Here is a 24,996-nt window from a genome sequence, read left to right on the forward strand (position 1 = left end):
ATTAATTGAACTTTTTCTTGTATTCGAGAGGTGTGGATTTGTAGATTTCCTGGAAAGCTTTTGTGAAATATGCCTGACTACCGAACCCAACTTGATATGATATTTCTGCAATATTTCCTGCATCCTGTTTCAGCAGGTCGGCTGCTTTCTGTAGTCTAAAATTCCTTATAAATTCTGAAGCTGATTGATTAGTGATAGCTTTAATTTTTCTATGAAGCTGTGTTCTGCTCATACCCATTTCTTCAGATAACATCTCAACAGAAAATTCTTCATTCTCGATATTCTTCTCAATCATCGAGACAAATTTATCCATAAATACTTTTTGTGTTGAAGGAACAACTGTACCCGATGGTGTATAAAGCATCTGCGACTGGAATTTTTCCCTTATCTGCTTACGGATCGTAATCAGGTTTCTCACTCTGATTTTCAGCTCATCTTCATTGAATGGTTTGATGAGATAATCATCAGCACCTGTTTCGAGTCCTTCAAGCTTATCTTCAGTTGCAGCTTTTGCAGTTAAAAGAATTACAGGAATATGATTTGTCTTTTCATTCGTCTTAATTTTTTTACAAAGCTGATAGCCATCCATTTCTGGCATCATAATATCGCTGATGATCAGGTCAGGGATTTTTTCTTCAGCAGCTTCAAAACCTTTAACACCATTTTCAGCTTCAATTACAAAATATTTATCCTGCAAATGCTCTTTCACCATTTCTCTGAGATCGGTATTGTCTTCAACAACAAGAATAATTGTTTTGTTTGCTTCCTTGATTTCCTTTTCAGAAATAATATCTGAAGCAGGAATTTTTATTTCTTCTTTTGTTTCGGTGAACTGTTTTTGATCTTCATCTTGAACTGCTGTTACTATTTCAGTTTTACTTAAATGATTATTTCCAAGTTGAAGATAAATTATAAATGTAGTCAGGTTGTTTTTGCTTTCAACTTCAATTCTGCCTTTGTGCAATTCAACAAATTCTTTAACAAGTGAAAGACCGATTCCGGTTCCCTCAAAATTTCTTGTTCCGCTGTCATCAACTTGATAAAACCTATCGAAAATTTTTGAAACTTTGTCTGACGGTATTTCTGTCCCCGAATTTTCAAATTTGATTTCTATATGGTCTGTGTTTTTTGAAACCGAAACATTTATTGTCCCATCTTTAGGTGTGAACTTGATTGCGTTTGAAAGAAGATTATAAAAAACAGTTTCGAGTTTTTTCTTATCGAAGAAAACAGAAACCGCAGGAGTGTTATTTGAATTTTCAATTTCTTCTCCATTAAAATTCAAATGAAGATTTTTTTGATATGCAAGAGATGAAAATGAAGCAGTGATCCTTTTCGTGAATTTTACAATATCTTGTTCTGCACTTTCCAGCTTTGCGTTTCCTGATTCAATTCTTGAAAGTTCAAGCAATTGGTTTATAAGCTGAAGAAGTCTTGAGGCATTCCTTTTAACAAGATTATAATCTTTTTCATCGGAAGTTTTTTCTGATTTGTGCCTCAGCTTTTCAAGTGAGCCAAGAATAATTGTCAATGGAGTTCTGAATTCATGAGAAATGTTTGCAAAAAATCTTGATTTGATCTGATCGACTTCCTGAAGTTTATTTGCCTCAAACTCTTTTTGCTTAAAATCATTTTTCAGTTTTATTCTGTTCATCTCGTATCTTCGTACAAAAATAAGTGCACCGATCAGAGAAAGAATATAAATTGAATACGCCCACCAGGTTTGCCAGAACGGGGGATTAACAATTAAAGATATTTCCAATCCCGTTTCGTTCCAGTAGCCATCACTGTTTGTACCTTTTACTTTAAATTTATAATCGCCGGGACTCAAATTTGTATAAGTAACCTCACGAATATTTCCGGCGTAAATCCAATCGTCATTAAAACCTTCAAGCTTGTAAGCATACTGATTTTTTTGAGGACTTGTAAAATCCAAGGAAGCAAATGAAAAAGAAATTATGTCCTGATCATAGTTTAAAACAATTTCATCCGTATAAGCGGAGCTTTGTTTTATAGGCGAATCTTCGGAAGGAGAAACAGTTTTATCAAACAATTTAAACTCTGTAAGAATTATTGCCGGAGGAGTTCTCTTTTCCTGAATAGATCCGGGAGAATAAATGTTCAACCCATTTATCCCACCAAAGTACAGTGTTCCTGATTCGAAATCACGTAAACAGGATTTGGAATTAAACTCTTTTCCCTGGAGCCCATCACTCACATCATAATTTTTGAATGATCTGTTTTCCGGGTCGAATCTTGAAATCCCGTTTGTGGTTCCAAGCCACAACATCCCTTCTTCATCTTCTATAACTGATTGGATTGTATTATCTGGCAAACCATCTATTTCCATGAAGTGAATAAATGAGTTGGTTTTTTCATCAAATAAATTTAATCCTCCGTTGTAAGTTCCAACCCATAATCTATTTTTGCTATCAATGAACAAACACACAACCCTATTGCTGCTAATGCTTGTTCCGTCTTTGTGAACATGAATAAAATGTTGAAATGTTTCAGTTTTTTTATCGAACTTGTTCGTTCCGCCTATTGTAGTACCAAGCCATAGAAATCCATTGCGGTCTTCAACTATTGATATAACTTCCCTTGAACTAAGGAATTTATTATTTGTTGGATCATCAGGATTTTCATTGAACCGTTTAAAGGCTTTATTTTTTTTATCAAATCTGTTTAGCCCGTTTCTCCCGGTACCAATCCAGATTATTCCTTCATTGTCCTGATAGATTGAATGAATAAAATCACCGCTGAGTGAGTTTGAATTATTCGGATCGTTTTTGAATATTTCAACTTGCTTTGTTGCTGGGTTGAACATATTCAAACCATAATCAGCCGTACCAATCCAGACCATTCCTTCATCATCTTCGAAGATAGACGTAATATAATTACCGCTTAATGAGAAATTATTTTTTCCTGAGGCGTTCAGATTGAAGAGAATATTTTGTTCATCAGGTATTTTGTTTGCATAAACAATTATACCCTCGTTTTCAGTTCCAAGCCACAATTTCCCTTCGCTGTCAATAAGAAAACTTGTAACACTATTTATTCCGGGTTCTGTCTTATCTATTGTTATTTGATAATGCTGAAACCTTTGGCTTGTCGGACTGTACTTATCAATACCGGTTGTGGTGTTACCAATCCAGACATTATCGTAATTATCAACGAGCAAAGCAAAAAATAAATCGCTGCTCAAACCGTATTTATCATCTGGTGAATATCTCACCGATTCAAATTTTTCTGAAGATGAGTTGAAAATATTGAGTCCACCACCAAATGTTCCGATCCAGAGTTTGCCATTACTATCCTCGTCAATCTCTGTAATAAGATTGCTGCTGATTGAAGATTTGTCTTCAGGGACGTGTTTATAAATTTTAGTTTCGATTGATTGGGAACCGATAGAAATTAATTTTACCAATCCTCCTCTTGTTCCAATCCATAAAGTTCCCTTACTATCTTCGTACAGCGCAGTGATTCTATTAGTACCGGGAGAATTTGGTTCTCCGCTTTCTGTCAAAAAAGTTTTGAACGTATTGGATTCGAAATCATAAAGATTTAATCCATTAGTTGTTCCAATCCACAAATTTCCTTTGCTGTCGGAGAACAAAGTTGCAATAACATTATCACTTATGCTCTTGCTATCACCCGAAACCCGGGTATATTTTTCAAAAGTTTCTTTAGTCGGTTCGAATCTATTTAAACCATTACTTGTTGCAATCCAGATATTTCCATTTTTATCTTCAACACATCCATATACTCTTTTGGCGCTCAATGAATTCGGATCTTTTTTATCCATTTTATAATGCACGAATGTTTCTGTCACGGGATTAAACTTATTTAATCCGTCTCTTGTTGAAATCCAGAATATCCCTTTTGAATCTTCGAAGATATGATTGACAGCATAATCGCCAAGAGAATTCAACTTGCCGGGAATGTGTTTGTAGTGTTTAAAATCATAACCATCAAAGCGATTTATTCCATCCTGTGTGCTTATCCAGATAAATCCTTTTTTATCCTGGAAGATGTGCGTTACATAATTATCGGACAAACCATTGTCTGTTGTTATATGGTCAAAACGGAGTCTCTGTGATTGTGCTGATAGATTACAGGCAATCAGAAATAGAAAAAAGATGAAAAAGCACTTAGTCATTTTCGAAATAGAGAATATTAATCGGTAAAAAACCCTGTAATGAATTTACTTGTCACCAAGATATAGTAAAACCGGATTAGATAAAACTAAGCTATTAGACAAAAAAGCCCCGTTCGATAAAAGAACAGGGCCTTTAGAGAAATGCCAGAATTTATTTCAATAAAATCCCCGCAAAGCGGGATTTCTGCATAAGTGACACATCACTTAAGCATCAACATTTTCTTTGTTTCAACGAATGAACCAGCTTGAAGAGTATAGAAGTAAATTCCCGATGAATAATTTGAAGCATTGAATTCCGCTTCATAACTACCAGACTGAAGTTCTTCATTCACCAGCGTAGTAATTTCGTTTCCCAGAATATCATATATCTTCAATGATATAAAACCCATTTCAGGAATTTGAAACCGGATTTTTGTTGAAGGGTTAAATGGGTTCGGATAGTTATTTGATAAACTGTAAGTGCTAACTTCACCCCCAAGCTGCTCGATTCCAGTCGGAATATATGAATACATAAATTTATCCACGTTCACCCAGACAGATCCATTCCAGGTTTGATAAAGATATCCAGTCAGGTTATTGATTCCATTATATGTGTACGGCCACTCGTAGTTTCCATCATATGTATATGTGTACTTTTTATCTTTCTCCCAGGCAGAATTTTCCCAGGTTTGATAGAGCTCTTCAGTCAGGTCATTGTTTCCATCGTATGTGTATGACCACTTAGAAAAATTCACCCAGCCGGAACCATCCCCATTTTGGCGGAGATATTCAATCTCGTTATTGTTTGCATCATATGTGTATGAAAGCCTACTAACATTCACCCAGGCAGAACCATCCCAGGTTTGATAGATCTCCTCAGTCAGGTCATTGTTTCCATTATAAGCGTATGAATTCTTTGAATAATCCAACCAACCTGAACCATCCCAGTATTGATGGAGATATTGAATCTTGTTATTATTTCCATCATATGTGTATGATAACCTTGAATAAAGCAACCAAGCAGAACCAACCCAGCCATACACGAGCGTCTCAGTCAGGTTATTGTTTCCATCATATGTATATGTGTACTTTTCCCAATTCACCCAGACAGAACCATCCCAGTTTTGCTCTAGGAATTCAGTCCAGTTATTGTTACCATCATAAGTGTATGAAAACCTATAACTATTCACCCAGGCAGAACCAATCCAATTTTGATAGATTTCCTCGGTCTGGTTATTGTTTCCATCATATGTGTATGACCATCTTCTATCATTCACCCAAACTGAACCTTCCCAATTTTGGCGGACATGTTCAATCTCATTATTGCTTCCATCATATGCATAAGACTGCTTTAATACATTTACCCAAGCAGAACCATCCCAGCCTTGGGCGACTTCCATAATCAGGTTATTGTTACCATCATATGTGTATGAGCGATTACTACTATACACCCAGGCAGAACCAACCCAGGTTTGAAGGCTATCGTTAGTCAGGTTATCGTTTCCATCATAACTGTATGAATACCTATAATTCTTCACCCAATTAGAACCATTCCATTCTTCCCAGATTATTTCTACAACCAGGAAACCACCACCAAGCAATGTTTTGTTAATGATTGTCCTTGTATCCTTTGTGTCAAATCCTTCTTCTTCATAAAACTCTCTTTGTAGATTTCTTGAAGCTGTCTGCCAGTTGCTGCTTTTAGATTTAAATAGTAAAGATTCTTTATTATGCAATCCGTGTAAATCATCTACATTTGATTTTAGTAGCTCCAAATTTCTTTTTGCAGTAAGTTTCTCGGGCGTAATCCTTTTGTGAATTCTATCCTGAGGAAACGTTGCTATTAAAAACAATAAAAGGAAAAACAAAGTGTGAAATAAATTCTTCATAACTAACTCCTATCTAATACTGTTTAAGAGAAAATTTTTATTAAGTTCTTCTTTTTTCGATTTTTTAATTCCAATAAAGTTTCAAATTTGCAGATTATTGAAATAAATTTATCTGGGCATTCCTTCCAAAGAAAATTCACCTTTAAAAGTTCTTTCTGGTTGTTCTTCTTTTCGCTATTAAAAATAAGTTAATAGAAATAGCAACGCATCACGCAAATGCGTGATTTTTAGAAATTTGTCTTATGATTATTTGAATAAAATCGTAGAGAAGGAAAACCGGGTTGTAATCTGTGTTGTTTTCCTTCTCTTATATAGGAGAGAGAATAAAAATTTATTTTATTAAAGATGACATCTTTTCAAAAGATGTCATCTTTGTTTGTTTATAATTATTTAATCAAAATCCCCGCAAAACGGGATTTCTGCTTAAGTGACATATTACTTAAGCATCAACATCTTCTTTGTTTCAACAAATGCGTGCCCCTTTGGGGAACCTGCCTGTAACTGGTAGAAATAAATCCCACTTGCAAATTGTGAAGCATTAAATTGCACAGAATAATTTCCAGCGGACTTTTCTTCATTCATTAAAGATTTGACTTCCTGACCAAGAATGTTGAACACTTTAAGTTGAACTAAGCCCGGATTCGGAATTGAAAATTCAATTGTTGTACTTGGATTAAATGGGTTTGGATAGTTTTGTGAAAGATTATAAGAATTAGGTGAAGAATTTGATTCTTCTACATCTGTAATTCCTGATATAACCCAAGTAGCACCGCTGATAGTTCCATTGTTTCCATTACTTGTTTGATCTGCTGTTATTGTTCCCACACCCTCATCAAAATTCCAATAACCTATTAAACCAAATTCATTTCCATTCAACTCCATATACATTGTGGACTGAATTTCTGATTCAGTTCTAGCGACATTCCAAATCCTAAATTCATCGATTATCCCTTCATATGGATATACCCAATCTCTATCCGGATTAAAACCCGTAAAGAAATTCCCAAAAGAACTATTAACTCCGTTACCAACAATTTTCGAGGTATCCAGTACACCATTTAAAAATATTTTTGCGACAGAGCCATTATATGTTGCAGCAATATGCGTGTACTGACGTTCTGGGATTGATGATTTGCTATATAATATTGCCCCACCAAAAACATTAAATAAATAGAATCCCACTATTCCACCGGAATATGTAATTTGCTTATCTTCTTGAAAACCTACCCATTTATTAAAGATAAATCCGGACGCACCCGAATCTGGTTTAATCCAAAATTCATACGTAACCGCAGTATCAACATTAAAAACAATTGACTGACCGAAATTTACATAGTCATTTACTCCATCATAATACAGGGCATTCCCTGACCACTGGGCAAAGTAGCTTTGATGAAATAGAATATTTAAAATTACTATAAGTAAAAGCTTTTTCATTTGGTTTATTCCTTGTTTTATTAATAATGATGTTGTTTTTGTAATTAAAAATAAATTCAATGATAAAGGAATGCATCACGCATTTGCGTGATTTTAAAGGAAGTTTTAGTTGAGAAATGCGAAAATTAAAAGCGAAGGGATATCAAACCCGAGGCTGTGCATATCCCTTCTTTTATATAGGAGAGAAAGAAAAATTTATTTCAACAAGACCATTTTTTTTGATTCAACGAATGAACCGGCTTGTAATCTGTAGAAGTAAATTCCGCTTGCGAGACCTTGCCTACCGGCAGGCAGGTTCTGACCTTCGTCAGAATGACTACCGAATTCAACTTCATAACTTCCCGCAGGTTTATTTTCATTAACCAAAGTTGCAACTTCATTTCCAAGCACATCATAGATTTTTAGTGTCACCAGAGACCCTTCGGCTTCGCTCAGGGTGACGGAGGGAATGCTGAATCTTATCTTTGTTGTTGGATTAAATGGGTTAGGATAGTTTTGCTCTAAAACATATTCATAGGGATTGAATTCATTTTTTTCCTCCTCAAGAAATGTAACACCTCCATTTGTGGTTTTTAGAATTGTTCCTCCGTATCCCACAGCCCAGCCAGTGTTAGCATCTGCAAAAAAAACTGAGTATAATGTGTTTATAGTACCTGCTATTTGTGTGAACCAATTTGTTCCACCGTTTGTTGATTTTAAGATCTTTCCATAAATCCCCGCTGCTTCTCCCACCGCATAACCGGTATTGGCATCAGTGAAATAGATCGAGTTTAAGTTTGCTGCCTGGCTGATTGACTGCGTAAACCATTCAGTTCCTCCATCTACAGTTTTAATAATTGTCCCGTACTGTCCTGAAGCCCAGCCAACATTTTCGTCGATGAAAAAGACAGATGCTAAATAACCTATCGTGTCACTTGTTGTAGAAATCCAATCTGTACCACCATTGGTAGTTTTGAGTATTGTCCCCGGATCATATAAGTCACCGCCAACAATCCAGCCGATGTTTTCATTTATAAAGTGGACTGATCGCAGGGCGACTGTAGTCCCGCTTACTTGTTGTGTCCAGTAGTTTCCGTTAGTTGTTTTTAAGATGTTTCCTCCGATACCAACAGCCCACCCGGTAGAGTCATCAACGAAACAGACTGAAATTAATGAGTAGCCTCCGCTTAGAAGTATCGACCAATTATCACCCCCATCTGTTGTCCGGAGAATTATTCTGTTATCCGCAACAGCCCAGCCAGTGTTTTCATCGAGGAAATAGACCGAATGTAGATTACTTGATATACCACTTGTCTGTGGATTCCAACTCGATCCGCCATCAACAGTTTTAAGGATTATTCCAAATGTTCCCACAGCCCATCCCGTACCACCATTAACAAAATATACATCAGTCAAACTATTTGTTGTTCCGCTGTTCTGTGGTATCCATTGTGCTCGGTTCATTTGCACTAGGATTAAAGTAAAAGTAATTAATAGTGAGATCTTTTGCATAATTCATTGTTCCTTTTATTTATTCTGTGATAAAGTTCATTAGTTATTAAAAATTTTTATTTAGTATATTTTTCATTCATAAACTCTTTCAGATTTTCTTTGGATTAAATATTACCGGATAAGTATCATCTTCTTTGTTTCAACGAATGAACCGGCTTGTAAGCGATAGAAGTAAATTCCACTCGATAGTTCTCTGATTCCGGACAAGCCGGAATGACTATTGGAATTAAACTCAAATTCATATTTCCCAGCTGGTTTATTTTCATTAACCAAAGTTGCAACAAGATTTCCAAGCACATCATAGATTTTTAGTGTCACCAGAGACCCTTCGACTTCGCTCAGGGTGACGGAGGGGATGCTGAATCTTATCTTTGTTGAAGGATTAAATGGGTTGGGATAATTCTGGTAAAGTTCAAATGAAGCTGGCAGTTTATTTTCATCGTGAACAGAAACAGGATCACCAGTTAAATTACCGCTTGAATCAACCATTGAAGCGTAAATATCATAGTCACTACTTCGTCTGTCTTCCCAGGCAATTATAACATTGTAGTTTTCAGAAAAAATTAGTTGCGGCAGTGATTGATCGAGAGCTGGCACACTTACCGGAACTCCGTTGACTGACCACAAAATATTTCCACTGTTATTTATTCGTTGAGCATAGATATCATCTTCGTATTGCTGCCGGTGGTCCTGCCAAACTATAATTGCATTACCACTTTCATCGCTGATGATTTGCGGTTCCGACTGATTATAATTTGCAGTGCAAATTTCTATTCCATCTAAAGTCCACAGAACATTTCCACTCGGATTCACACTTTGAGAATAAAGATTGGCATCTCCTGAACGGTAATCAGTCCAAACCATAACAGCCCCATCGTTCCCATCATTTGTAATTTGCGGGGCAGTTTGATTTCCGGTTTCCTCACAAATTGAAACACCTTCTGCTATCCAAAGTTTGTTTCCATTTGAATTAATTCTTTGTGCGAAGATATCCATGTCGGTACCATTACGGACATCGTGCCATACGATAATAGCTCCACCTGCACCATCCGAAATCATCACAGGGGAACTCTGGTTATTTCCCTCATCGCAAAGTTCAACACCATCAATTATCCAAAGCGGATTTCCATTCTCATCTATTCTTTGAGCATATAAATCAAAGTCACTTGCGCGTTTATCCTGCCATACGATAATCGCACCATCAGCACCATCGCTTATAATTTGCTGAGCGCTCTGTTCGTTTACAGCCGAACAAATTACTACTCCATCAGACTGCCACAACATATTACCGTTAGCATCAACACGTTGAGCATAAATATCGTAACCGAATCCACTTCTGTAATCTTTCCAAACGATTATTGCCCCGCTATTTCCATCACTAATTAGTTTAGGTTCAAATTGCTGGTTAGCTGCTGTGCATACAGGAATTCCATTAGCTGTCCATTGAGCTGAACCGTTATTATTAATTCTCTGCGTATAAATATTTGCATTCCCGGATCGGTTATCCTGCCATACGATAATCGCCCCTCCGTTTCCATCACTGATTATTTGAGGAGTTACCTGATCATCCGTTTCGGTGCTGACAATTATTCCATCATTAGTCCATTGGATGTATCCGTCCGAATTAATTAGCTGTGCATAAAGATCTTGCTGGTTACTAAAAGTCCGCCTGTCTTCCCAAACAATTATTGCTCCTCCATTTCCATCAGTAGTTAGCTGGGGATTTCTCTGATAATCTGCAGCCGTGCAAATTGGATTGTTTATTGTTGAGTCAGATACCCACTGTGCATTAATTGTATTCAACAACAAAAGCACAAGTAAAAATGATTTCATAATTACTCCTTTCTTAATCAGAGGAAGAATTAATTAAATTGTTGTGATAGATAATTTTCAGCATTTGATTGATGTCATCTCAAAAGTTTTAAATCATTCCTGCCACATCGGAATTTTTTATTATATGTTAGAATTATTTAATCATCAACATCTTTTTAACCTCAACGAATTCTTTAGCTCTCAGTTCATAGATGTACATTCCCGTTGCAACGTTCTGTGCATTCCACTGATAACTATATCTTCCTGCTGTCAGCGATGCGTTTACCAGCTCGGCTACCTTCTCTCCGAGTGCATTATAGATTGAAAGCTTTACGTTTGGCACATCTTCCGGCAAAGAGAATTCAATTGTTGTACTGGGATTGAATGGATTCGGATAGTTCTGTTCAAGTGAGTATTTGTCAGGAATTAATTCAACAGATACTTTCAACTTTTGAATTGTTCCATCATTAATCACTAACTCATTTCCGGATTTTAAATTTTCATTTACTTTTTTTATTGTCTCATCCATTAACCTGATATTTATACCCTCTGCTCTAACAGTTAATGGGTAAACAACTCCGCTCAATTCAATAAATTGTGTTGCAGAATTTATATCCTCTGCTATTCTTCCGCTTCCATATCTTATGTCAAACATTCCTGATGGCGGCGTTGGAGGAAGCTCATATTGAGTTAAATCTACTTTGGTTCCATTTTCAGGCGAGTCTTCTTTAATTGCATATAAAGTATAATGCCTGCCTTCTGCATCTGTCAGCAGAATCTTTCCCCAGCCTTGAGGGAAAAATTCTTTTTGCTTGTTCTCTTTTGAAAACGACTCCGGAATTATTATTTGACCTGCAGCGGTCAGCTTTATCCAGTAGCCATATCCCGGGTCTATTGTTGTTGCTATCTGATAACCGGTTGCGTATTTAAAAATTGGTCCACTTTGCAAACCGGGGGGGATAGTTGAGACGTTTGCTGCCGTTACGCTTAGTTCATATCCTCCAATTAAGTTCCATCCCGCTGCTGCGGTTAATGGGTCGTGCGGAACAATCTGAATTCCACCTGCGGGCCATTCGTCTCCGGTGTTATAGGTTCTATCGCCCGCGTGTTTCATCCAGTAACCTATTCCAGGTGTTACGTCTGTTACTTGTTGATATCCAGCCACAAACCTGAATACATTTGCACTCGGATCTCTAAACGCCCACCAGGTATCAACATCCTGGTCAACAGGATGTAATCCTGGAACTGATACCATATTCCAGCCATTGGTTATTAAAACCGATAACTGAAATGTGGTTACAATGTTTTGTCCGCACTCAGTTCCTTCGCCATAAAAATTGCCTGTTATATTTCCAGGTACCCCTGCGCATACATCAGCACCAGCACCAACGTAAATGGACGCACCTTCGCCAATCACAATACTCTGTGCTGTTATAAGCTGTGATGTGAGAAATAATAATGCAAGATATTTTAGGGTTTTCATTTTATTCACCTTTAATTTTTTAATGAGCTAAATTTTAATTCATATTCTGATTTTATGGACTTCATTTCTTGTATCTGTTGGATTAATTCTTCTTTCAACGAGTCAATCTTGGTTAATTCTTTTTCAATTGATAAAACATTTTCAACTTTTGATTTTAGAAATGATATCTCCTCGTTAAGCTTAGATAATTCTCCATCCTTTTCAATTTTCTCCGAATGGAGTCCTTCGGACAATTTTTCATTTTTAATTTCTAATTCATCATTCTGAATTGTTAACCCGACTAACGCAGAGGCAAGTTGTTCATTCTTAATTGTTAATTCATCATTCTCTGCCTTCAGTTCCTGAACAGCTTTAACAATTATCGGAAGAAGATTCCCCGGCGTTGCTTCCCATTTTTCGGGATTATCCTTTAATACAAGATTCAGCCATTCAGCATTTGCATTTATCTGTGCTTCATCAAGTTCTTGTGCTATAAATCCTGCAGTTGGTTCTTCGTTCATTTTACTTCCATCTGAAATATTGTTTTCATACCATTCACGTTTATCCCAGTTGTATTGGCGTGGTTTCAACTTCATAAGGAAATCAATTCCAAGGTTTAAATCCTTAATATTTTTTTTATCTCTTGCATCTGAAAGAGCGGTAATGGTTGTAACTGCACATCGAAGAGATGTAACAGATGAATTACCAAGAGTAATTTGATTTGTTGCACTTCCCGATGTTGGTTGTGCATTATAACCTATGCAAGTTAAATTGCTTCCGCTGCTTATGAATTGACCCGCACCAGTTCCGAACGCTGAATTACGAAAGCCCGTTGTGTTAGCATAAAGAGAGCTTCTCCCGATCGCAGAATTTTCATATCCTGTTGTGTTGCTGTTAAGAGAATAAGACCCGAATGAGGAATTATCAGAGCCTGTTGAGTTTAAGTAATTTGATGAAAACCCGAATGCGGAATTATCAGAGCCCGTAGAATTATTTTGTAATGTTATATATCCTACAGCCGTATTACGGTTTCCTGTATTATTTGCCGGAATTGTTGAGCCTCTGAGTGCCTCATAACCTACAGCCACATTAAAATTATTAAAAGCAGCTAAGGTGTTGTTAGTATAAAACATTGCATTGTACCCTATAGCGGTTGCATTATTTCCAGCATCATTGCTATTTAGTGCACCGAAACCTATAGCAGTATTGTTAATTCCTGTTGTATTCGAATAAAGAGATGCTCTTCCGAATGCCGAATTACCATTGCCCGATGTGTTGAAGAGAAGAGAGTTAAGCCCGAAAGCTGAATTATCAGTACCTGTTGTGTTGTAGTAAAGAGATTGAAACCCAAAAGCTGAATTCCGAGAACCCGTAGAGTTGTAGAAAAGAGACCGGGGCCCTACTCCTGAGTTATAGCTGCCATCATTAGAGTTTACTCCACCCATTGTAAAATTACCGGCATCTATTCCAAGAAATAAGTTGTTTCCATTTGTTCCCGCGCCAAAATATGTATGAAGAAATCTGTTACTGCCTTTAAAGATTGCACTCTGCTGGCTGCTGCCAAGCTGCAATGGTAATGTTATTGTTCCGTTGGACTGATTAAGTATAAAAAAATCTGTTGTGGCGTCTTTTATTTTAAAGTTGCCACCTGGTGCAAGCGTGTTGGTTATATCCTGTGCATTGGATATAAAACTTATAAGCATAAAGCTTATTATTGCTGTTGATAGAATGGTTTTCATTTTTTCCTCATCTTTTTAGTTAGCAGTTTTAAAGATGTCATCTTTTTCTGAATCTGACTGCGGCAAGAAAGATGTCATCTTTGTTCTATGTGTTTTTTACTTAATACCGATAACCAATTACCGATTACTGATTACCGACTTCTGATTTAACTATTTGAACTTTGAAATTCTGCTGATCAGATTTTAACTGTTCAAGTTCTTTAACAAGCATCGTTTGCATCTCTTCATATTTTGATAACCGTGTTTTTAATTCTGCAATCTCCTCATCCTTTTCAATTTTTAATTTTTCATTTTTAATTTCTAATTCATCATTCTCTGCCTTCAGTTCCTGAACAGCTTTAACAATTATCGGCAGAAGATTCCCCGGCGTTGCTTCCCATTTTTCGGGATTATCCTTTAATACAAGATTCAGCCACTCAGCATTTGCAGTTATCTGTGCTTCATCAAGTTCTTGAGCAATAAATCCTGCCGTGGGTTCTTCTTTCATTTTACTTCCATCTGAAATATTGTTTTCATACCATTCGCGTTTATCCCAGTTATATTGGCGTGGTTTTAATTTCATAAGGAAATCAATTCCAAGGTTTAAGTCTTTAATATTTTTTTTATCTCTTGCATCTGAAAGAGCAGTGATGGTTGTTACTGCACAACGAAGAGATGTAACAGATGAATTGCCAAGAGTAATTTGATTTGTTGCACTTGCAGATGTTGGCTCTGCATTATAACCAATACAGGTTAAATTGCTTCCTGTGGTTATGTTTGAGCCCGAGGAATATCCAAATGCTGAATTATTGTCGCCTATTGTATTGGAAGTTAATGAATTATATCCCGAAGCAGTGTTACTAGTTCCAAAAGTATTATTACGTAGAGTATTATTTCCAACTGCAGTGTTCCAACTGCCAGTACTATTAATATTTAACGAATACGCTCCAATTGATGTATTAACCGTGCCAGAGGTATTTGCATATAAAGATTCATATCCTATTGCGGTGTTATAATTTGCTGTCGTGTTATGTCGTAAAGATGAACTACCGATGGCTGTGTTATAATTACCGGTTGAATTTGTATCTAAAGAACGATATCCAATTGCAGTGTTATAGTCTCCAGTTGTATTTTCTTCCAAGGCAAAAAATCCAACACCAGTATTATTATTACCACTTGTATTGCCATATAAGGCTGAATATCCAACGGCAGTATTTTGGTAACCTATAGTATTATAGTATAATGCTAAACCACCCACAGCTATGTTATCACTGCCAGTACTGTTGAAGTATAAAGACGAATATCCAACAGCAGTGTTATACAAACCCGTAGTATTGGAATATAAAGAGTTATGTCCCAAAGCCGAGTTGCCAGGACCTGTGGTGTTAGAAAATAAAGATCTATAACCCACAGCAGAGTTATTATATCCAGTCGTGTTATTATTTAGACTGCTATTTCCTATAGCGGTGTTAGAATATCCGGTTGTGTTGCTGGATAAAGAATAATAACCCACAGCAGTATTTGCAATGCCATTCGTGTTTGCAAATAATGAATAGTCACCCACAGCCGTGTTGTAATACCCTGTTGTGTTAGTTGATAGTGAAAAATAACCTATTGCCGTGTTAGAATATCCGGTAGTATTGAACTCTAAAGCAGACCTGCCCACTGCTGTGTTATAATCGCCGGTGGTAAGATCGCTCAGAGATAGATAACCGATTCCGGTATTTTCGTTTGCAGTTGTTAATGTAAAATTTCCGGCATTAATTCCCATAAAAGTATTATATGAAACACCGTTGTAATAATTGTGTAAAAATCTATTTGTCCCTTTAAATATTACTCCGGTAGTTGTGTTGTCTGTATTTTCAAGCCGAAGTGAATTTAAGATATTCACCTGACCGGTTGACTGACTTAATGTTAAGAAGTCTGTTACGGCATCTTTGACAATAAATTGTCCTCCAGCACCAAGTGTGTTTGTTATATCTTGTGCGTTGGATATAAAATTTATAAGCATAAAGCTTATTGCTGCCGTTGAGAGAATGTTTTTCATATTACCTCCGTTTATTATTTTGACAGATTTACTAATGACATCTTTTTCTGAATCTGACTGCGGCAAGAAAGATGTCATCTTTGTTCTGATTGTTTTTTATTTAATACTGATTACCAATAAATAATTACTGCTTAGGGCTAAATGGATTACTTAATCTGATCATAAGATATATCAGCATATAAAATTCGGCAATCACGCAAATGCGTGATTTTGAGTTACAAAATTGTTAAAGTACTAGAGAAGTTTTTCTTTTATTGCTTTTGAGATTGCGCTGCTTCGGGAGTGTACTTCCAGTTTAGCGTAGATGTTGCGCAGATGAGAATCAACTGTGTGATGACTTAAGAATATTTTTTCCCCGATTTGTTTTTTGCTCAATCCATCAACCAAAAGGCTAAGTATTTCTTTTTCTCTTTCCGAAAGATCATACCCATCCGATTTTATGTTCTGATCTCTGAACATATTCAAAACTTTCTTTGCGATATGCGAGTTCATCGGTGCGCCGCCGGTCATCACCTCATTGATTGAATCCACGATTTTATCTGAGGATAAATCTTTAAGCAGATAACCTGCGGCGCCGGAACAGATTGCTTTAAAAACATTTTCATCGTCATCGTGTACGGTGATGATAATTATCTTTGATGAAGGAGTTAATTTTTTTAGTTCAGGAATTAATTCAATTCCACTCAAGCCTGGAAGCCCAATATCGAGAAGAATTATATCGGGAACCAATTCTTCTTTCTCGATAATATCAAGAGCAGTTTCTCCGGAACTGAAAGTGTTTTGGCATCGGATTGAACTGCTCTTGTTGATAGCCTCCTTTAAAGAATCACGAAATAGATCGTTGTCTTCTATAATTATTACGTCAATCTGTCGATTCATTTTCTAATTATTTATTTTATACTTTTTCAAGATAAAGCGGAAGTAGCCGGATTTCAATCACGCAAGTGCGTGATATTAATATTTAATTCAAGAAGTGTCCCTTTGCCAATCTGGCTTTCAAAGTTTAATTCTGCATCAATTTCATTTGCCCGTGATTTAATATTTTTTAAACCATTACCGCCGGATTCTGATGATATGTCAAACCCTTTGCCATCATCCTTTATGGAAAGAAATAGTTTATTAATATCCAGGTTGAATCTGATATCAACCCGTTTTGCTCCGGAGTGTTTAACAATATTATTCAACGATTCTTTATAAATAAGAAAAAGATTTCGCTTGGTTTCAGGGAGGAGATTTATTTCCGGAACATCTTTTGGATAGTCAATACTCGTAATATATTTTATCAGCAAGTCATCTGCTACTTGCTTCATTTTTGAAATAAGATCTTTTAAACTATCTGAAGACGGATTTGTGAGCCACACAATATCACGTATTGCCTGAGTTGAACCTTTCGCCACTTTACGAATGCGTTTTATTTTTTCCGCTGCTTCTTCATTTATCTTCTCATCTTTCTGAATTAACTCGCTCATAAGCGAAATACTGCTAAGGTTGCTTCCTATTTCATCGTGAAGATCCTGAGCAATTCTGTTTCTTATTTTTTGCTTCTCAATTTCTTTTTCCTGCTCAATATTTTTTGCTTTTAATTCAGCTTCACGCAGCAACGCCGCTTCTTTCAATCTTCTTAATCTTTCTTCTTCTTTCTTTTTTCTTCTTCTGGTTTCTGCTGATCTGATTAAAAGCAAACAACCAACAAAAGCAATAGCATAAATAGAATAAGCCCACCAGGTTTTCCAGAATGGCGGAGTAATTATTATTGAAATCTGTGTTCCCTTTTCATTCCATACACCATCACTGTTAGTTGCTTTTACGCGAAAAGTATATTCTCCTGGATCTAAATTTGTGTAAGTAACAAATCGTCTTGTGCCGCAAAAAATCCAACTCTTGTCAAATCCAACCAGCATATAAGCGTATTGATTTTTTTCAGGTGCATTATAATCGAACGACGCAAATTGAAAAGAAAAATCATTCTGGTAATACGAAAGAGTAATTTCTTTTTCTGTGAAAATGTTTGAAGGTAAATTTGAATTGTTGTTTGTGTCTGACGGCTGATTGAATAATTGAAAATCTGTTATAATTACAGCAGGAGAAAAAGTTGATTGTTTAATATTTTTTGGATTGAAATAATTTAGTCCGGTTGTACATCCGAAGTAGATTAAACCATTGCTTGTTTTTAATCCCGCGCTTGAATTAAATGAGCTCCCGATTAATCCATCTGAAGCACTGAAATTAATAAATGTCTCTCCTTCCGTATTGAAAAAAGAAATACCGGCGCCTGTTCCAATCCACAGATTTCCATCATCATCTTCGATTATACTTTCAATTGCGTTATCAGATAGACCATTCTCGACTGTAAAATATTTTATTTCAACATCCAGTTGAGAACCGTTTCTTGATCCCGAATCATTCTTTATTAAAAATTTATTTAAACCGTTTGCTGTTCCTATCCACAAAACAGTTTGGTTCTGCAAGTTTTTCGCTTTAACAGATTCGCGTATTGTATAGATGTTATCGCTGCTGAGTTTTTTGCCTTCTTTGTTGTTCGAATTCCAATTATAAAAAATGGCGGACGTATCTTCGTTGAATAAATCTAATCCGCCGCCATTTGTTCCGATCCAGAGTCTTCCTTTTCTATCCATATAAAGTGACCAGACATCATTAAAACTCAGACTTGTGGGATTTTCAGGTTCATTCCTCCAGTGATCAACTTTGCCGTTAACAGGATTTAGTTTTGCTAATCCAGCTCCCCAGAATCCCATCCAGAGTTTACCATCAACATCCTGTATAATAGTTTTTATATAATTAAAGGCTGAAAGATTGAAGGTTGGATTATCAATTTTTGGCGAGATAATATTATTCGTTTTTAAATCAAGTTCTTTTAATCCCTGACCGTAGGTGCCTATCCAGATATTACCAGAACTTCCGGCAGATAATGACCAGATATTCAGCGATTGAAGTTCTGAATTCCAAATGCTTGTTTGATTACCCGCATTATTTTTAATTTCAAACAATCCTGCATCCGTTCCGAACCATATTGTACCGTCTTTTGTTTGAGTGATTGCACGAACACTTTTGTTAAACAACTCAGGAGAAATAGCCGGTGTCTGCCCGATGGAAACAGTTGAATTGAACTTGGAATTTTTTGGTGAGTAGATGTTCACACCATTTTCAGTTGCAAACCAGACAACTCCTGATTTGTCTATAAGCATATCCTGAACCTGATTGCTTAAAAATTCAAAATTTGCTTTTTTACTCTGAGTAAATCTCTCGCTGTAACCCGTTATTAAATTTAATCTGACAAGCCCTCCAAACGTACCTATCCACAATATTTTTTCATCAGAATAAATTTCTTCCGCAACGGAGCTTACACTATTGGCAAATTGCAAATCTGAATTAATTGGTAAAGGAACCGAGACAAACTCTTCATTAATAAAATTAAATTTTAGTAAACCGTTTAGTGTTCCCATCCAAAATGAATTTTCAGAAAAGGTTGATTTCGAAAGACTCCAAACCGGAATATTTAAATCTGGTAAAACTTTTTTAAAAGGTTGTTCAACCTGGTCAGGAGTATATTTAGTTAATCCGCTGTAAGTTGAAATCCAGAGACCGGAGTTATTATCCTCAAGGATTGAAGTGATGAAATTATCTGAAAGCAGATTTAAGTTTTCGGTTGTGTTTTGCCAATGATCAAATTTATTTTTTGATGGATTGAATCTGAAAAGCCCATGCTTATAAGAACCAATCCAAAGGTTATTTTTGCTATCCTCATAAATACAGGTAATATTGATTTCATCTGTTGAAGTTGAATCTAATTTGAAGTGTTCAAAGCTATCATTACGTGGATCGTATTTGTTGAGACCACCGCTTTTTGTTCCAATCCACAAATAACCGGAACGGTCTTCATACATAGCCCAGATAATATTTTCCGATATCGAAGATTTAGCATCAGGATTATTTCGATAGACTTTTATTTCATATCCATCAAATCTGTTCAGACCATCGTCAGTTCCAAACCAGATAAACCCGTAGTGATCTTGCAGCAGACAATTAACAAAACTGTTTGATAATCCCTGTTTTGCAGTTAACTGCCCGAACGGAATTGATTGAGAAAAAATTTGTTCATTAACAGTACTGAGTATAACAAAACAAATTAAAAAATGAATTCGGCTGAATTCCGATATTATCGTATTGTTCTTTCCGAATAACATATTAACCGAATATTAAGTTTATCTTTAACACAAATATTTCAATAAAAGTTCTTCGTTTAATGAATTTGCATTCCAGAAAATAAGAAAAAAATAATTAAAGAAAAGTCTCCGTTTTAAATAATTATACTTGTGGCTGAACATTATGAACAATAAAAAACCTCTGCTAACACACAATAGCAGAGGTTAAAATGAACGTTTTTACAAGTCTTATTTCAATAAAATCATCTTCTTGACATCAGTATATTCGCTTCCGTTAACACCAGTAGCTTCAATCTTATAGAAATAAACTCCACTATTGATACCGGCAGCATTAAAGTCATAAGTATGAACTCCTTGTGATAGATCCTGATCAATCAATGAAATTACTTGCTGACCAAGAACATCGAATACCTTCAGACTGACTTTTGAATCAACAGCCAGTGAGAACGTAATCTTTGTACTTGGGTTGAATGGGTTCGGATAGTTTTGATCAAGGCTGAAAGAAACAGGAGCAACGACATCAACAGCAACTTCATTTGAGTAAGTGAATGTTCCATCAAAATCGATCTGCTTCAGTCTGTAAGTATAATGATCTGAGCGAAGATTCTGATCAGTGAATGAATATGACTTTGGTTCAGAAGTAGTACCGAAGCCGGGAACGAAAGCAACTTCCACAAACTCTGAGTTACCGATTTTTCTCTCAACACTGAAACCGCTGTTATTGAGTTCAGTTGCAGTTTGCCAGAGCAGCTTTACATCAGCACCAATAACTGAAGCAGTGAATGATGTCAGCTCAACCGGAACAATCGAAATATTCCAGGTTGCAGCAACTTCTGTTGCATCGAGTGCACGATTGTAAAATCTGAATTCATCCATAATAGATCCTGCAGGCATTCCTGTGGAAGAACCGTATGCACCGACTTTAAAATTATCAGTACCTGTCATATTCAGCGCTCCAGCTTGTGGTTGTGTAACAGTCAGGGCACCATTTATGTACGCATAAACTGTTGGTACCGATGAATCATAAACAAAAGTTAAAACTGAAGGACCAGGGCCAACACCTGGAACAGTTATATCTGATCCACCAATTCCTGTGAGTCTCATCAACACACCATATTGACCAGCCGCACCGGAATAGAAGCAGCGCCAGCCCACAGCAACGGTACCACCGAAAAGATAATTCAGTGCACTTCCAGCCGGGAGATTGTTAAGATACATACTAATTGTCCAGCTGCTCGTACCGAGATCAGGTATCCAGCCTGAATTTACGTAATCAGTTGAAGATGAACCACCGGAACCAATTAATCCATCATCAAATTGACCTGTTGGACCCATAGTCAAACCTCCAAGAACATCTGCAAATTGGGAACCACTTCCAGGAACTGCAAAATTTTGTGTTGTGGATGAACCAGCTTCATCAAATAAATAATAAAGTACTTCAGGCAAACCAAAGCCACCGCCACCTGTTTCGTATATCCAAGTACCTCCACTGAAAACTTCAGATGTAGTCCACGGATTAGTCAGTGGTGTACCATAGGCATTAGCAACAAGATCATAAACATAAATACTTCCCGGTTCGTCTATTATTAAATAGGCGATACTATTATTACTGACAGCTAAACCATCAATATCTGTTTGACCGGATGGATAAGCTGTGATAAATGTTCCGGTACCGTCATTATTAATTCGAAACAAACCTGAACCAAATGGTGTTGTGTCGTCATTAGTTGCATAAATATTTCCATTATTCGGATCAATTGCCAAACCTCCGAGATCGAAATCAGCATCTGCGTAGTCAATAAAAACAGTTGCAACAAACGTTGAAGTATTGATCTTATAAATTGCTTCATTAGCTACATTCTTCATACCATATAACTCACCATTGTAAAAAGCAAGACCAACTAACGATTGATTTGCACCGGCTGTGTCTGTTATTGTACCAAGCAAAGTAGCTGTACCTCCAACAGACCATTCATACAAAGTTGCACCGCTATTGAAATATATTTTATTGTTGTTAATATCAAATGCAGCGCCCCAAACTTGTGTTCCATTAAAAGCCGACAGCCAATTATTAGTTGTGACATCACCAACATATGATGAGACAGTAACGTCATCAACACCTATGAAGAGTGGGTGAGTTACATCAAAAACTCCATCTGAAATTTTTACCTGGTACTTCGACGGAAACAGTTCAGCATCATGCGCTATTGCCTGTTCAAGTAAAGTTTCCTCAGAATCGTTGGCGATTTCTTGTGCGGGTACAGGGCAGCAGAAATATATTAGCAGGGTGAATAAAATGAAAAGTTGTTTCATAAAGCGTCCTCCTTGAAATTTGATTGTTGTTCAGATAGTTGACTATCCTGATTACAACTTTGAAAATTAATTTGAAAAAGTCAACCTTTCATCAAAAAAATTTTTATCTGGGGTAAACCTTCCGGAGGAACTTTAAAAACTTCTATCAACTTGCAAAGCAGGTATGAATTTGATAAAAAAGATTCATATAGCCAGAATTTAGTTTATTGTCGCTCAGTTTGACTTTAACAGAACGAGCTAAATTTTATCAAATATTTTAACATTAATCGATCTTTTGTCACCCGCAAAATTGACGTCTGATCTTATTTTAGGAAATATCTCCGAATGGTTTTCTGTAAAACTGACTTATGATATTTCCAAAAAATCCACTTTTTCCATGTTTGAACAGGTTTTTTTATGATTACTTTATTTTTTCGTCAGATTTTTCGGCAGGAATATTGTCGCTACTTTGAGAAAAGATTGGGAGAACAACCTATAGTAATATGATTCATAAACCACCAAAACTTCAGCTTAGCCTAACAATTCAGTTTGCTGTCTTCTTCATAATTGTTGCTGCTTTCATTTATTTCTACTTCAGCCAGAAGTTTGAAGAAGAAGTACTTGATAAATTTATGTTCAAAGCAGAAGTGATAACTAAATTCATTGAACAAAATCCTGATTATTTTGACTCAAAAATAGTTACCGATAAAACTGAAATTATTCAGTTGATGGCATTAAATGAAATCAATTATCTGGTCATTGAAAACCAGAAAGGAGAACTAGTTGATGCCGTAAATCTGGATTTAGCTGAATATTATCTCTATGTCTCAGCCGACAAACGGGATTATATCTCTTTTGATGAATCAATCTATAAAATTGTTATACCTATTCGTCATGATGAAATGCGAATAGGAAAAGTATACCTTGGTTTTAATGCAAGAAAAATCGCTAGTGAACTTAGAAGTAAAACACTTTTAACTGCACTTTTCAGTTTAACAATTTTATTAGCGGGCATGATTTTCACATACTTCCTGAGTTCAATATCATTCCGCCCAATTACAAAACTTATTTCTGCACTTAGTAAATCAGACATTCAGGAACAAAAACTTCTGCTAAGCAATTTTAAAAATGATGAGATTGGAATACTTGCCGGAAGAATTTATAATATTTTAAATGAATTGGATAAATCATCTAATGAAGTAGAAAATTTAAATGAGAAGCTGAAAAGCCTGTTCAGGGAAAAAATTTATGAGCTTGATGTTGAAATCAGTCATAGAAAGAAAGCAGAAATATTCTTAAAGAAAACAGAAGAAATGTTCAAAATTCTGTTTGAGAGTGCACCGATAGGTATGTTAATTGTTTCGAATGAAGGGAAGGTTTTAAAATCTAATAAGGCATTCTGCAACACTGTTGGCTATGATGAGTTTGAAGTTACAAGACTTCATATCAAAAACTTTTTTGATGATTCTTCAATGGGTAATTTAAAATCTACATATCACAAAATAATGGAGAGTGAAAGTCTGGACCTTGAAGCTAAACTTACTAAAAGAAGTGGACGCAAATTATTTACGTTGTTGAAATCAATTAAAATCCGGGATGAAGAAGGTAAACCAATTAATACACTTCTTCAGGTGCTTGATATTTCCGAAATTAAACGAGTTCAGGGAGAACTTGAACTAGCTTTAGAACAGGCAAAAGAATCTGACAGACTGAAGAGCGCATTTCTGGCGCAAATGTCCCATGAAATCAGAACACCTCTCAATGTTATCCTTCCATCAATCCCGATTTTAGCGGATGAGATTGGCGAGAAAGATAAAGAAATGGTTTCTATTCTTCATGCAGTTGATAATGCAGGAAAGAGATTATACAGGACTATTGATATGATCCTTTCGATGTCTGCTGTTCAAAGTGGAAATTATAAAGCAAAGTTTGAAAAGATTAATCTCGCAGAAGATATTAATAATCTTACTCAGGAGTTTACGACCATCTGTAAGGACAAAGGTTTAGAAATTTATTTCAATAATAAATGTAAAAGTTCTGATATTTCTGCTGACAGATATACAATTGGTCAGGTTTTTCAGAATTTAATTGGTAATGCAATAAAATACACCCAGAAGGGTAAAATCACTGTTTCGATTGAAGATTTTGAAGACAATAAAATTATAATAAGAGTAGCAGATACCGGTATCGGAATGTCTGAAAAATATCAGAAGAATCTTTTTACACCTTTTTCACAGGAAGATGCCGGGCAAACCAGAAAGTATGAAGGCAATGGATTAGGTCTTGCATTAGTTAAAGAATATGTGACTCTTAACAAAGGGCAGATTTCTGTTAAAAGTGAAAAGAATAAAGGTTCTGAATTTTCTGTAGTCTTTGAAAAAATACTAATTAGGGTTACTGCAAAGGATAAAAACCTTATGCTTGACGAAGTTTAATATTCCTTTCCACAAAATATCTCCTCATAAATCTTACCTGTAATTTAAGCAAGCACTATTAAATAATGCTTCACTTTCTGATTTAATTTGT

At 36.0% G+C, this 24,996-nt stretch carries 12 protein-coding genes; 1 reads left to right on the plus strand and 11 read right to left on the minus strand.

What is annotated here, in order from left to right; all coding sequences use genetic code 11:
- Position 1 precedes the first annotated feature (1 nt).
- The 11 genes from HND39_04240 to HND39_04290 all read right to left on the minus strand — a co-directional run bounded on the left by HND39_04240 (position 2) and on the right by HND39_04290 (position 22,491).
- Entirely contained in the window at positions 2-4,159 is a 4,158-nt protein-coding gene (locus HND39_04240) for a response regulator (protein QKJ95549.1), read from the minus strand.
- 200 nt (positions 4,160-4,359) lie between these two features.
- Complete coding sequence (locus HND39_04245; GenBank protein QKJ97879.1) at positions 4,360-5,538, minus strand: T9SS type A sorting domain-containing protein; 1,179 nt, start codon at positions 5,536-5,538, stop codon at positions 4,360-4,362.
- A gap of 924 nt (positions 5,539-6,462) precedes the next feature.
- On the minus strand, positions 6,463-7,464 hold the full coding sequence (locus tag HND39_04250) for a T9SS type A sorting domain-containing protein (protein QKJ95550.1): 1,002 nt from the start codon (positions 7,462-7,464) through the stop codon (positions 6,463-6,465).
- Positions 7,465-7,659: 195 nt separating this feature from the next.
- Positions 7,660-8,955, minus strand: a complete 1,296-nt coding sequence (locus HND39_04255) for a T9SS type A sorting domain-containing protein (protein ID QKJ95551.1) — start codon at positions 8,953-8,955, stop codon at positions 7,660-7,662.
- A 111-nt stretch (positions 8,956-9,066) separates the two neighbouring features.
- A complete protein-coding gene (locus HND39_04260; protein ID QKJ97880.1) occupies positions 9,067-9,444 on the minus strand; it encodes a T9SS type A sorting domain-containing protein in 378 nt (125 codons plus the stop codon).
- Positions 9,445-10,921: 1,477 nt separating this feature from the next.
- Positions 10,922-12,250, minus strand: a complete 1,329-nt coding sequence (locus HND39_04265) for a T9SS type A sorting domain-containing protein (GenBank protein QKJ95552.1) — start codon at positions 12,248-12,250, stop codon at positions 10,922-10,924.
- 11 nt (positions 12,251-12,261) lie between these two features.
- A complete protein-coding gene (locus HND39_04270; protein QKJ95553.1) occupies positions 12,262-13,968 on the minus strand; it encodes a hypothetical protein in 1,707 nt (568 codons plus the stop codon).
- Positions 13,969-14,092: 124 nt separating this feature from the next.
- Complete coding sequence (locus tag HND39_04275) at positions 14,093-15,994, minus strand: hypothetical protein (GenBank protein ID QKJ95554.1); 1,902 nt, start codon at positions 15,992-15,994, stop codon at positions 14,093-14,095.
- A 234-nt stretch (positions 15,995-16,228) separates the two neighbouring features.
- Positions 16,229-16,873, minus strand: coding sequence for a response regulator transcription factor (locus tag HND39_04280; GenBank protein ID QKJ95555.1), 645 nt, complete (start codon positions 16,871-16,873; stop codon positions 16,229-16,231).
- 53 nt (positions 16,874-16,926) lie between these two features.
- On the minus strand, positions 16,927-20,199 hold the full coding sequence (locus HND39_04285; GenBank protein QKJ95556.1) for a hypothetical protein: 3,273 nt from the start codon (positions 20,197-20,199) through the stop codon (positions 16,927-16,929).
- A 207-nt stretch (positions 20,200-20,406) separates the two neighbouring features.
- Positions 20,407-22,491 carry a T9SS type A sorting domain-containing protein gene (locus HND39_04290; GenBank protein ID QKJ95557.1) on the minus strand — a complete coding sequence of 695 codons (2,085 nt, stop codon included), beginning with the start codon at positions 22,489-22,491 and terminating at the stop codon, positions 20,407-20,409.
- A 482-nt stretch (positions 22,492-22,973) separates the two neighbouring features.
- On the opposite strand from HND39_04290, the gene HND39_04295 reads away from it, so the two are divergent.
- The gene (locus HND39_04295; GenBank protein QKJ95558.1) at positions 22,974-24,905 is read left to right on the plus strand and encodes a PAS domain S-box protein; all 1,932 of its coding nucleotides are present in this window, start codon (positions 22,974-22,976) and stop codon (positions 24,903-24,905) included.
- Positions 24,906-24,996: the final 91 nt, after the last annotated feature.

It is taken from the genome of Ignavibacteriota bacterium (assembly GCA_013285405.1).
In the GTDB taxonomy this organism is placed as follows: domain Bacteria; phylum Bacteroidota; class Ignavibacteria; order Ignavibacteriales; family Ignavibacteriaceae; genus IGN2.

What these genes read in the sequence shown, in the direction of transcription:
- HND39_04295 (QKJ95558.1), top strand. Translation starts at nt 22,974, where the DNA reads ATGATTCATAAACCACCAAAACTTCAGCTTAGCCTAACAATTCAGTTT.
- HND39_04260 (QKJ97880.1), bottom strand. Translation starts at nt 9,444, where the DNA reads ATGGTTGATTCAAGCGGTAATTTAACTGGTGATCCTGTTTCTGTTCAC.
- HND39_04265 (QKJ95552.1), bottom strand. Translation starts at nt 12,250, where the DNA reads ATGAAAACCCTAAAATATCTTGCATTATTATTTCTCACATCACAGCTT.
- HND39_04275 (QKJ95554.1), bottom strand. Translation starts at nt 15,994, where the DNA reads ATGAAAAACATTCTCTCAACGGCAGCAATAAGCTTTATGCTTATAAAT.
- HND39_04280 (QKJ95555.1), bottom strand. Translation starts at nt 16,873, where the DNA reads ATGAATCGACAGATTGACGTAATAATTATAGAAGACAACGATCTATTT.
- HND39_04250 (QKJ95550.1), bottom strand. Translation starts at nt 7,464, where the DNA reads ATGAAAAAGCTTTTACTTATAGTAATTTTAAATATTCTATTTCATCAA.
- HND39_04270 (QKJ95553.1), bottom strand. Translation starts at nt 13,968, where the DNA reads ATGAAAACCATTCTATCAACAGCAATAATAAGCTTTATGCTTATAAGT.
- HND39_04285 (QKJ95556.1), bottom strand. Translation starts at nt 20,199, where the DNA reads ATGTTATTCGGAAAGAACAATACGATAATATCGGAATTCAGCCGAATT.
- HND39_04245 (QKJ97879.1), bottom strand. Translation starts at nt 5,538, where the DNA reads ATGGAAGTCGCCCAAGGCTGGGATGGTTCTGCTTGGGTAAATGTATTA.
- HND39_04255 (QKJ95551.1), bottom strand. Translation starts at nt 8,955, where the DNA reads ATGCAAAAGATCTCACTATTAATTACTTTTACTTTAATCCTAGTGCAA.
- HND39_04240 (QKJ95549.1), bottom strand. Translation starts at nt 4,159, where the DNA reads ATGACTAAGTGCTTTTTCATCTTTTTTCTATTTCTGATTGCCTGTAAT.
- HND39_04290 (QKJ95557.1), bottom strand. Translation starts at nt 22,491, where the DNA reads ATGAAACAACTTTTCATTTTATTCACCCTGCTAATATATTTCTGCTGC.